Consider the following 12444-nt stretch of genomic DNA (forward strand, 5'->3'; position numbering starts at 1 on the left):
CATATAATAGAAATATTATTTAAACGAGATAAGCCGCGAAATATTTTAAATTATCGAATCTTGACATGCTCTGGTTTCGGATACTTTTGAAACACCTAATTCCAGATATTTTTTATACTTATAAGCATATGTAGATGCCTTCTCAGAGTCTGGTAAATATACTTTTTCCATACCACTTCCCATAGCTTTTTGAGCCTCCTGTACCGTATTGTGCACCCCTATTACAACAGAAGTAAATATAGCAGAGCCTAATGCACAAGTTTCATTAGATTTTGCTACTTTGATGGGTATATTGATCACATTAGATAAAGTTTGCATCACAAAATCTGATTTTTTGCTAACCCCACCTAATGTTATTATTTCGTTTATTCCTATATCATTTTCGATTAATCTATCTACAATGGCCTTAGATCCAAAAGCAGTTGCCTCTACAAGAGCTTTAAAGATCATTGGTGCATTAGTCCCTAATGTTAAGCCTGAAATTGTACCTTTTAAAGATTGATCAGCATCTGGAGATCTTCGCCCATTTAACCAATCAGTTGCAATTACATCATTTTTGGAAACAGGGAGTTTAGCAGCTTCCTCAGAAAGCTGAGCTATTATATCATCTTCTAATCTCTTTTGCTGATTTTTATCTTCCATCAATGATAATGGCCAGGCTAAAACCCTCCGAAACCATGCGTAAATATCACCAAAAGCACTTTGTCCGGCTTCTAAGCCAACAAAATTTGGAATTACAGAACCGTCAACTTGTCCACAAATTCCTGGAATTAGATTATTATTAATCTCGTTATAGGGAACCACCATAATATCGCAAGTAGAAGTTCCAATAACTCTTAACAACGAACCAGGTTTTACTTCGCCTCCAACGGCCCCGGCATGCGCATCGAGAATACCAACACCAACTTTTACATTAGGACTCAAGCCTAACCTATCGGCCCATTCTGATGATAAATTACCTACAATAGTATCACTTGTAAAGGTATCATTATATAATCTTTCCCTGAACCCTATCAACAACGGATCCAAAGTTTCTAAAAAATCTGAAGAAGGAAGCCCACCCCACTCTTCATGCCACATTGCTTTGTGCCCTGCGGCACAACGACTTCGTTTTATTTCTTGAGGTTTGGTATTTCCTGTAACAAGAGCTGGCATCCAATCACAATGTTCTACCCAGGAAAAAGCTTCTTCTCTTATAGAATCATCATCTCTAAGAACATGCAACATTTTAGCCCATACCCATTCAGAAGAATAAATCCCGCCTACATATTTAGTATAATCTATTTTCCATTTCTGAGCTAGATCGTTAATTTCTTCCGCTTCTTTTATTGCTGTATGATCTTTCCATAAAACAAACATCCCGTTAGGATTCTCCAAAAATTCCTCTCTTAACGCTAAAGGTAAACCCTCATTATCAACTAAAGCAGGTGTACTTCCCGTAGTATCAAATCCCAATCCAGTAATATTCTCAATAATATTTTTATCACACTTATCTAAGACATCCCTAACAACTTCTTCCAATCCTTCTATATAATCTAAAGGATGTTGGCGATACCTATTTTTTAAGGGGTCGCAGTACAACCCCTTATTCCATCTTGTATATTTTTTTTCTGAAATGGCAATTTCTTCGCCGTTTAGGGCATTTACAACCATAGCTCTCACAGAATCGCTTCCGTAATCTATTCCAATCACATACTGATTTCTCATAATCCGCAATTTAAATAACTAATATAATGACCCATATGTACTACAAGCTCTATAATCAGCCCCCTCTTTTTCCATTCCAAATGATGCCCAGGCACTCGGACGGAAAATTCTATCTTCAGAAACATTGTGCATATTAACCGGAATTCGTAGCATAGACGCTAAGGTAATTAAATCAGCTCCAATGTGTCCGTATGTAAATGCGCCGTGGTTAGCACCCCAATTTGCCATTACACTATAAACATCTTTAAAGGGTCCGCTTCCGGTTAAATTAGGAACAAACCAGGTTGTAGGCCAGGTAGGGTTTGTTCTTTCGTTTAATGCATCATGAACATCTTCTGGCAACTCAATAGTTTCCCCTTCAGCTATTTGCAGTACTGGGCCGACACCTTTCACTAAATTGATACGGCACATGGTAACTGGCATACTACCTCTTGTTTTAAAAGTTGAAGAGTATCCTCCCCCTCTAAAGTACTCTAACATACCAGGCCCCCAAGTGGTATTTTCTAAACATTTCTCAACTTCATTTTCAGTAATATCCCACCAGGGTTTCATGGCAGGTTTTCCATCTATAGTTTGCTGACCTGTTCCATCAAGTGCCGAGGCTCCAGAATTAATTAAGTGTATAAAACCATTAGCGGCATCACCGGTGAGGGTATGCCCTGTAACACGTTTTACAGACTCCGGACTCCAATAAGTACGTACATCACTAAATATTTGTGCAGCCCCCGTAATTAAATGTCCAAATAACATAGAAATACCATTGAGACTATCGTTTTCAGTAGCTAGCATAAAAGGTTGCCGAATACCATTCCAGTCGAAAGATGAGGTTAAAATAGCTTCCATAAAATCACCATTAGGAAAATAATCCGTCCATTGGCGTTGCCCCTGGAATCCAGCTGCAATAGCATTCCTGCCTTGTGCTTCCTCGGCGTAGCCTATTTCTTTAAGCTTAGGATTTCCAATCATTAAATCACGACCAATCAACGCCATTTTAACGACAAACTCCCAATCTTCATCCAGTGCTTCTCTAGATTTTAATTTTTCAGATGGATTATAGTTTTTGCCTTCCTTACAATTAGCTTTTGTCCATGCCAGTGCTCTTTCATATTCTTCTTTGTCATAAATTTCTTTTTCGATTCTTCTAATGAACTCAGACATATCAATGTTTTCGCAGCGCATGCCTAAGTAACTTTCAAAGAAATCAGTATCGATAATAGATCCAGCTATTCCCATAGATACCGACCCCATAGATAAATATGATTTACCTTTCATAGTAGCCACAGCCAATCCCGCTTTCCCAAATAGCAACAATTTTTTTTGAACATCTTCAGGAATTGTAGTATCGTCACTATCTTGAACGTCTTTTCCGTATATACTAAATGCCGGAATGCCTTTTTGATTATGGCCGGCTAGCGCTGCCATTAAATATACGGCACCTGGTCTTTCTGTTCCGTTGAAACCCCAAATAGCTTTTGGTATAGTTGGATCCATATCAATAGTTTCTGTACCATAGCACCAGCAAGGTGTGACTGTAAGACTAACACCCACACCTTCTCTAGCGAATTTGTCCGCCGAAGCAGCAGCTTCTGCAACTCCCCCAATACAAGTATCTGATATAACACATTCAACAGAGCTACCGTCAGCATGTATTAAGTTTTCCGATAAGAATTTAGCCGCATTTTTAGCCATATTCATAGTGGTATCTTCCAAGGATTCTCGAACCCCATCTAATCGGCCATCAATTACTGGACGTATTCCAATTTTCGGTAAATTTCCTACTAAAGTTTTAAAAGTCATATATTTAAGTTTAAATTAATTATCTAATTACAATTTCCTACACTATTTATAATCCACTTATTAATTTTTAAATTTTCCCACAGTTTTTGTTATAAAATCCAAATGCAATTTGCTAAATTGATTTAGCTAATATATAAAATAAAATATAAAAGAAGCCTAAGATAAGAAGAGATCGATAAAAGCTATTTTGCTTTTATCATAATCTAAGAGTCTAAATTAGCTAAACTTTAATACTTTCTAATGGCTCCAGCCCTATTTTAAAATTAATTTTAAAAACTAATAATACATTGCTTTTTAAAATAATATAATCTAATAGGTCTTTGTATTTTTTACTATTTATAAATTTTATTTACTAATACGAAATAATAAAGATAACTTTACATTGATTTAATCTCCTGTAGGCTCCTTGAAAATACTTTTGCTGACACAAATAAGTATTTAGCAATGGTAAAGTCGAATAGAATAGATTGGGTTTCCACTTCATGGATAATGACAGCTGCTTTTTTGTGCTATACAGGAATGTATGCGGTTAGAAAATCTTTTTTGGCTGGCCAGTATGTAGATTTGGGTTTAGGTTTTGATATAAATCCAAAGACAGCGATGGTCATAAGCCAAGTATTGGGATACATGCTATCCAAGTTTTTAGGCATTAAAATAATATCTGAAATGTCACCAACCAAAAGAACACAGTGGCTAATAGCTTTAGTTTCTTTTGGATTAGCTATGTTGGCAGCTTTTGCAGTTCTACCTCCAAACTTTAAAATTATAGCACTCTTTTTAAACGGCCTTCCTTTGGGAATTGTCTTTGGCGCCGTAATGTCATATCTAGAAGGTCGCAGAAATACAGAGTTACTAGCAGCAGCCCTCAGTGCAACGTTTATTTTTTCCACTGGGCTTGTAAAGACTGTTGGCGTCATACTATTACAAAAATACAACGTAGATGAATACCATATGCCCTTTGTTACCGGACTCCTTTTCTTTCCGTTTTTTATACTTGCTGTATGGATGTTAAAGAAGTCAAAAAAACCAAACGCATTAGATGTTGCCGAACGATCTAAAAGGGTTCCTATGAATCGCAAAAAAAGGAAGAAATTTCTATTAGAAAATGGTTGGGGATTCTCTGGGTTAGTAATCATTTATATACTGTTAACAATAATACGGGATTTTAGAGATAATTTTGTAGTAGAATTTTGGGCGGAATTGGGCTATGCGCAAGAGCCAAGCCTTATAACAATTAGCGAAATTCCTGTAGCCATTATAGTATTGCTTATAACAGCATTGGGTATTTTAATTAGAAATAATGCTCTAGCCTTCAATACCGGAATGTTATTTACCGGTTTAGGAGCTATAGTAATCCTTCTAGCGACTAGTTTTTTTAAACAAAATTTGATTTCCCCAATGGTCTGGATGATAAGCTCCGGAATTGGAATTTATCTGCCTTACATCCTATTTCATTGTCTCCTATTTGAACGTTTAATTGCCTTATTGCAGTACAAAGGCAACGTTGGTTTCCTATTCTATACGGCTGATGCTCTTGGGTATTTGGGCAGCGTTACTGTATTATTAGTAAAGGAGATTTTTAATTATAACAATTCTTGGGTAGATTTCTTCATTGACCTAAACATACAAACAGCATCAGCTATTTTATTAATAGTTTGTGCTACCGTTTGGTATTTTAACCGCAAATCACAGCGTAAAGCCAACTGGGAAAATGCTCAGTTGCAATATTAGTGAACATTCCTTTTCACTACTATTTCTAAAGACACCTAAAATGAGATCATCTTTAAGGCTGTGATGGTATCAAGTGTGTTTTTTTATATAAATTGCATATAAAATACATCTATGAGTGATTTTATTATAGGCATAGGTAAACGCCTTAAGGAAATTCGTAAAGAGCAAAAAAAGACTATCAGTGATATTGCCTGCCTTGCCGATGTGAGCAATGGTTTGATCTCCAGGGTTGAAAACGGAAGGACAATACCATCTCTACCAGTACTATTCAATCTCATAAAAGCACTCGAAATAGATGTGACTGATTTTTTTCTAGGAATGCCCCAGGGCCATGGTTCTCGTTATATTTTATGTAGAGAAAAAGATTATAATACTATAGAAAAAGAAGATGAAGCCGAAGGTTTTCACTATAGGCATATCTTTAGTAAACAACTTTCTTCTTTAGGTTTTGAAGCAGTTATATTGACAGTCTCCCCAAACTCTAAAAGACAGAAAGTAGTTACTGAGGCTTTTGAATTTAAATATATTATCAGTGGGAGTTGTTCCTATATTATCGGCGAAGAAGAAGTGTTTTTAAACGCTGGGGATTCCCTATTTTTTGATGGGCGAATTCCCCACGTCCCCGTAAATCTAGGCCAGGAAATATCCAGTATGCTAGTTTTATATTTCTATATATAAAAAAGCTCCTAAAGTAAATCTCCAGGAGCTTTTCAGGCATAACAGCAAAACAACTAATTAAGCTTTCAGTAAAATATTTTCCAACTCCATTAAGGAGTTAATAATAAAATCTGGAGATGCTGTTTCTATTTGCTCCCGGGTATGCGCACCAGTTGTAACACCTATAGAAAGACCACATTTGGCATTTTTACCTTCTTCAACATCTATAATAGAATCACCAATTTTAACCACTAGCTTTGAATCTGTAACACCTAGTTTTTCCATAGCCAAAAAAATCATCTCGGGCTCTGGTCTACCTCTCTCAACATCAGAAGCCGTAACTAAAAGATCAAATTCCACACCAGAGCTCCAGTTTAGCTTACTAACTAGTTGTCTTGCCGTTTTTAGATCATAACCCGTATTAAGAGCCACCTTTACCTTATTGCGCCGCAACAACGAAAAAAGTTCAGTAGTACCAGGATAGGTACTTACTTCCATTTCTTTATAAGCTGTAGCCAACAAACCTTTAAAGTCATTAAAAACCGTATCAACCAAAACTTCGTTTACTTCATTATCCTGCTCCAGAATATCTATAATGGCCTGCTTTTTCTCCTTTCCTGCCGCGTGTTTCAACACAAATTCTAAACTTAAACTGTACCCTGCATTGTTTATAGCTTTTTGCAATGTCTTATAAACAATATTATTTTCGTTAACCGTTGTGCCGGCCATATCAAAAACTACCAATGCTATTTTATTATTCTTTACCATAATTCCTATTTAAATAGTATTTCAATATTTTTCTCGGCGAAGCCTGCGCTGCCTGTCATCCCTTTACCTCCAATTCCCGTTACTATATGGATGTTTTTTCCAATACTTTCATTAAAAATATCCTTTTCTTTACATTGGGAATACACACCATACCATCTATTTGCTATCGTATAATCAGGCAGATTAAAAATCTTTCGTGCTTCGTTAATCATAAAATCATCTAGCTCCATATTAAGATCAAATCCTAGAGTATCTATTTCCTTTACACTAGCATATTGGTGAGAGTCACCAATAATAACCGACCCATCTATTGCCTGTTTAAAAAGGATATGGATCCCCCATTTATTTTGAAAAGAATCGAGATTTTCTTTGGCTTTTATTGCAGCATATGAAGGACATTCCCTAAAACTTTCATAACGCCTAATTGTCCAACCCGTTAGCAATGACCCCGGTATCTTAAAGTTATTTTGCGGAACTGTTTGCATCATTTGTAATTTACAAACTTCCAAATCACTCGTTTCAAACAATTTTGGAAACAATGTTTTAAAATCATTTCCATTACAGATTATAGTCTTTGTCGCCCAAAATTCACCTTCATTCGCTGTATTCACTATAACTCCCCCCCTATCCGATTCACAATGTAACACATTACAGTTATAAAAAATATCCAAATTAACCTGGCTATGCATATATTGATGTAATTTCTGAATAAGAGAATGAGGCTCAACGTTTACCTCTTCTGGAAAAAACAAACCTGCTTTTACATATTCGGCTTGAAGTCCTGGATATTTATCTAAACACATTTGCTTAGACAGCATTTGAGAACTATAGTTATTATCTTTATTAATTTGATGGAGTTCCTCTAATAGTTGGAGTTCCTCTTGATTAGACGCTAAGTATACTGTGCCTTGCTGACGTACCGAAATATCGTTTTTAGTCTGAATATCCTTGTAGATTTCTAAACTACGTCTTCCATAAACCTGCCATTTAGCATCCATCCCGGAGGGTACTACCTGTCCAAAATTACGTACTGTTGCTCCTTGAGGTATACTACTTCGTTCTAAAAGTGCTACACTAAGTCCATTTTGAAGCGCATGATAGGCGTGGAATGTACCTAGAATCCCGCCTCCAACCACTATTAAATCATATTGTTTTACCATTTATCAAATTTTATTACAAATAATAAATATATAGGCAAATTTAAAATTTTTATTTATTATTTGTAAACTTTTACTCCATTATATTTTAATTTTAAACTGGTTATAAAAGCACAAATATCTCCAGAAAATCACCTAAAAAAATCTGTCCTGTTGTCCGCATTTAACAAGTAAATTACTTCGCGGCAAGCCCACGAGGCATTAAATGAAAACAAAGTTTGGATTTCGAGACAAACCTGGGATCATTAAATCTAGATTATCGAGTAAAGATAATTATCCGCTTTTTAAATATATTTCAAGATTATCAAGAATATAATCTTATAACTTTTGATAAGCTTTCTGTAATTAATATTAATCTAAGCTACAGTTACTTTTCAAGATCAAACTACTATAAATCACTTTATGTCGATTAGACAAACTTAAAATATGTAGTCAATAGAGTTCTGTAAAGTTTTTAATGAGATCTACTGGACATCAGATGCTTGTATAAAATATGATTAACAATAAGTATAGAGGTGAAACTATAATTTAAGGGAAAATAAATAGAATAAACATTATAAGCTTTAAGGAGCCATTCACCACATTTCCTTTCTCTACGCAAAAGCTTCGTTTCAAGAAAAGAGGTTCATTACAAAAATTCTTGGACACGAGGGAAAAAGCTTAAAATTCACCTTACAAATCGAAAAAATCCGTAAAGCTTTTTTCCTCAAGTCCGGTGCGTATTAACTTAAAATGCGTATCACAAATTCAGCATTTCATTAAAGCCTTAGTACATCACCTCACCCTTTGATGCTTAACAAACAAGGTTTAAAATTAACCGGAGTTATAAAGGTACCCTATTTATAACTTCTCTTAAATTGTAAACCATTGAGATAGGAATAACTTCAAAAGCTAATATGAAGGCGCTGAAAGAAGTAAATGAATACAAATCAACCTATTTATTCTGATCTAAAAATATTTTCAGTTTTCCGGTAAGACACAAAGAGAATGCTCTAGATGAAAAAAGTGAAATTTACTATTTACCCTTATTTTATTACAAAATTATACCCATTTAAAAGAGTCACTTAGGCCTCAGTTTTTAGATACAGAATTAATAAATTACGCTCTTGGAATTCAGGTGAAAATGTTGGGAATGGAAGATCTCTTTTAAATGAACTATAATTCGACATTTATATACTCAGGAGTTAATTTCATTGAATACCATAACAAACTCGAAACTAAATTTCTGGGTAAGGGAGAAAAAAACCAAGCATCATCTGAAGTTGATTTGGTATATCCTTATAAAGACAAAGTGATTCCCATAGAAATAAAATCAGGAGCAAAGGCACTTTAAAATCCTTACATCAATTTACAATAAGGGCAAACTATCCTTATACCATAAGAATATACGGGGTAGCTTTAAAATTGAAGAGGATAGAACCCTGGACGGAACTGCTTATTTATTGATGAATCTATCTTATTTCCTAGGTACTCAAGTTAAATATATCGAATACTTTGTGAAAAATTATAGTTTAACTCGGGAATTAAAGTAGCAATTCACTTGCTGCATCCAAAACTGAGCTATCCAATTCTTTCAAGTAAGACTGGGTAATAGTTAGGTTTTGATGTCCCAGTGACTCGCTTATAACATCTGTGGCAACGCCCATTTGCTTCAAGCTATTCGCAAAACTATGTCGAGCTACATAGCTGGTTAAAATTTTATCAATATTACAGATAGAAGCGATCTCTTTTAAATCCTTATTATACTTACTTAGCGTCTTATGCTTACGGTTTTCAATTTGGAGCGGGGTCATATTATCTTGCAAGAGTAAAGGAAAAACATATTTTGTGCCAATAGATCTTGCCTTAAAATAATTTAAAATGTCCCTAACCGGTGGCAGAATAGTAATATTAAAATTTCCTTTTGATTTGGAGCGGGTGTAAAATATTTTGTCCCCATTAATTTGAGACCATTTTAAATTAATTTGATCAGCGAAATTCATTCCACGGGTATAAAAGCTGAAAACAAAATATTTATGACTATGTAAAAGATGTGGATGCTTTGATATATCCATCTTTACAATTTTCATTATCTCGGTAAAATCAAGAGCTCTTTTCGCAGGCTTACTTTTAAGCTTAGAAATTTTATAATTTTTAAAAGGATAAATGTCTGCTGAAATTATATCCTGGGCAATGGCTCTATTAAAAACAGCCCTAATTGTTCGCATTCGCAAACTGATACCACCATCATTTCCTCCTTGCGAACGCAAATGCGTTTCAAATTTTGACAAGTAGGCAACCGTAATGTCTTGGAACTCCAGTCGAGTCGATAAATTGAATTTTTTCAAAGCTAGAAAAGCTTCATTATGGATTCTTGCATTACCGGTTCTGCCGGCTGAGTTAAATTCTTGAATTAAATCCTTCCAGAAATGAAAAAATTTCTTGGATTCAGGATTGGAGGTTACTCGAAAAGCATTTTCAAATTCAGAAAGTCGAAAACATTCATTTTCAAGCTGTAGCTCGGAATAAATCTTAAACGCGCGTTCTTTAAACTTTAAAAGTAGCCTATTGTCCTGAAGATGGTTTTTATGTCTTTTGTTGAATAATTCCGCACTGGCGTCCCATTCTTCAGGAAATGCATTAAATATAGTTTTGAAATATTTAGATTTCCTGTTTTTAGTTACCCTTAAGCTGACAGGAAAAGTACCATCAGCCCGTCTAACCTTATGCAATACTATTTTTACGACCGCCATCTTTTAATTTTATTATTATAGACTTGTACAACAAATGCTTACGTTTATGATACTATTGCAGTAAAGCCCAATAACCAATGTTCTAAAATCCGTACAACATACGTACAACAAATTACCATATAAAGATAAAACAAAAGAATTTAGATACACTATTAAAATCATAATATGTTTATAATCAATACAAAGGAAAATAAATCTAACTAAAAGAATTGTAAAATATGAGCCTGGGGGGCGTGGGGTCGCAGGTTCAAATCCTGTCATCTCGACTTTTGGTTATTAAACCACACCGCAGAAAATTAAACTAATGATTTCCAGATTTAATCAAATCTGGAAATCATTTTTTTTGATATCAATTCAAAAAAAGAATGTAATTGATCCTTGATCTTCTAAAGGTTCAATTATTTTGAGCGACCTTAATTGGTTATCTTTTTACAATCAATTTCAAATCTATATAGGTATTCTGGTTTGTTTTCAATTTTAAAATATAAACCCCAGTTGGTAGTGTGGAGATATCCAGATTATAAATATCTGACATATTTTTATCCGGAAAAATATAAGTTTTTGAAAGTACACCGCTAAAATTATAAACAAATATTTCATGTAAAACTATGGCCGGATCTAAAATTTGAATATTTACCTCATAATTTGCTGGATTCGGGTACAGTATGGCCTTATAATCATTGTTGGTATCCAAAATATCCTCTTGAGCTTTAGTAACATCGGTCGAGGAGGAATTTAGACTTTCGGTAGGCACCCCTAAAATCTCTATGCCATTAATCAACGGATTTTCCACCGCACCGTGAATAAATACAATCTCTAAAAGGCCATCGGTTACTTCTACTTCTTCTACAAACACACCTCCCACCTGGTGACCAAATTGTGCAGAAAGGTCTACAGCCTGAAGGGAAGCAGGTACCACTCCTTCTATAGAAACATCAAAAATCCTTGTACCTGCTGCTGAAGTCCCAGAATACGAATTCCCCATATATAAACGAACTGCATAGGTGCCGGGACTATCCACCGGAAAAGCATAGGTCATATTGGGTTCGCCTTTGCCCCTATCAAAACGTTCAGTGTCATAAATACTTACCGGGGTCGTAGATTGATCGACCGTTGCGGTATAACTTGTCATTCCTCCGGAAAAGGTACTGTTAAGTCCGGGGTAGCTTAAATAAGCAGAATTGTTGTTGGCCGTATCTTCTTCCCAATCCAATTTCCCATCAATCGCCGTAATGGCAGGACCCCCAGCATTTACCCGGTATAAGACCTCAGCTATCGCCTGTTCCTCTATTACATTTACAGAAAAACTCTGCTCTATATAATTAGAATCGGCATCGGTAGCACGAATTGTAATCACTGAAACTGCCGGGGAATCGGGATAGCTTAGGTTAAGGTTACTGCCCGATATGACAGCACCGACAGCCGAATTGGTATTTCCCGAAACACTGTAAGTCAGGTTCCCTACACCGGCATCATCGTCAAAATATGGTAACAGACTAATAGTTTCTATAACCGCTCCTACATTACGTTCAATATCAGGAAGTGCTAAGACGATGCCGGGACTATCGGAATTTACTTCCCAGGTGAAATTAAAACTTACCGCATCATTGGTATAAGCATCACTATCGTCTACTATTACCGTAACTACATAAGGACTGTTGGCGGCTGCCCCCTGATTTATTGTACCGCCTATTTGGCCATTGGTAGGTTCTATAACTATTCCTGATGGAGCGCCAATTATGCTATAATTTAAATTACCATCGCCCCCACTGGCAGAAACCACCAAACTGCCATCTAACACATCGCCCTCAAAATTAACCTGATCGTTAAGAGCCGTTACATTGATGGGCGTATCGGGCACCTGAGAAGACACCCCTAAAATCTCTATACCATTA

At 35.6% G+C, this 12444-nt stretch carries 8 protein-coding genes; 2 read left to right on the forward strand and 6 right to left on the reverse strand.

Annotated features, from left to right (window positions below; genetic code table 11):
• Nucleotides 1-45: 45 nt before the first annotated feature.
• Entirely contained in the window at nt 46-1707 is a 1662-nt protein-coding gene (locus GUB10_RS02105) for a ribulokinase (protein ID WP_227740273.1), read from the reverse strand.
• 18 nt (nt 1708-1725) lie between these two features.
• Complete coding sequence (locus tag GUB10_RS02110) at nt 1726-3504, reverse strand: L-fucose isomerase (protein WP_072878278.1); 1779 nt, start codon at nt 3502-3504, stop codon at nt 1726-1728.
• Nucleotides 3505-3948: 444 nt separating this feature from the next.
• Between GUB10_RS02110 and GUB10_RS02115 the strand changes: the two genes are divergently transcribed.
• Together GUB10_RS02115 and GUB10_RS02120 are read left to right on the forward strand one after the other, a co-directional pair.
• The gene (locus tag GUB10_RS02115; protein WP_072878276.1) at nt 3949-5235 is read left to right on the forward strand and encodes a DUF5690 family protein; all 1287 of its coding nucleotides are present in this window, start codon (nt 3949-3951) and stop codon (nt 5233-5235) included.
• A gap of 111 nt (nt 5236-5346) precedes the next feature.
• Entirely contained in the window at nt 5347-5913 is a 567-nt protein-coding gene (locus tag GUB10_RS02120) for an XRE family transcriptional regulator (RefSeq protein WP_072878274.1), read from the forward strand.
• A 57-nt stretch (nt 5914-5970) separates the two neighbouring features.
• Here the strand turns inward: GUB10_RS02120 and GUB10_RS02125 are convergent, their stop codons facing one another.
• From GUB10_RS02125 to GUB10_RS02140, 4 genes are all read right to left on the reverse strand, one after another.
• The gene (locus GUB10_RS02125) at nt 5971-6660 is read right to left on the reverse strand and encodes a phosphonatase-like hydrolase (protein WP_072878272.1); all 690 of its coding nucleotides are present in this window, start codon (nt 6658-6660) and stop codon (nt 5971-5973) included.
• A gap of 5 nt (nt 6661-6665) precedes the next feature.
• Nucleotides 6666-7820 carry a TIGR03364 family FAD-dependent oxidoreductase gene (locus GUB10_RS02130; protein ID WP_193709771.1) on the reverse strand — a complete coding sequence of 385 codons (1155 nt, stop codon included), beginning with the start codon at nt 7818-7820 and terminating at the stop codon, nt 6666-6668.
• 1520 nt (nt 7821-9340) lie between these two features.
• Nucleotides 9341-10549, reverse strand: coding sequence for a site-specific integrase (locus tag GUB10_RS02135; protein ID WP_072878268.1), 1209 nt, complete (start codon nt 10547-10549; stop codon nt 9341-9343).
• A gap of 421 nt (nt 10550-10970) precedes the next feature.
• On the reverse strand, nt 10971-12444 hold a 1474-nt coding region (locus GUB10_RS02140), incomplete at its 5' end, for a malectin domain-containing carbohydrate-binding protein (RefSeq protein ID WP_193709772.1).

The organism is Salegentibacter sp. BLCTC (assembly GCF_015143665.1).
Lineage (GTDB): Bacteria > Bacteroidota > Bacteroidia > Flavobacteriales > Flavobacteriaceae > Salegentibacter > Salegentibacter maritimus.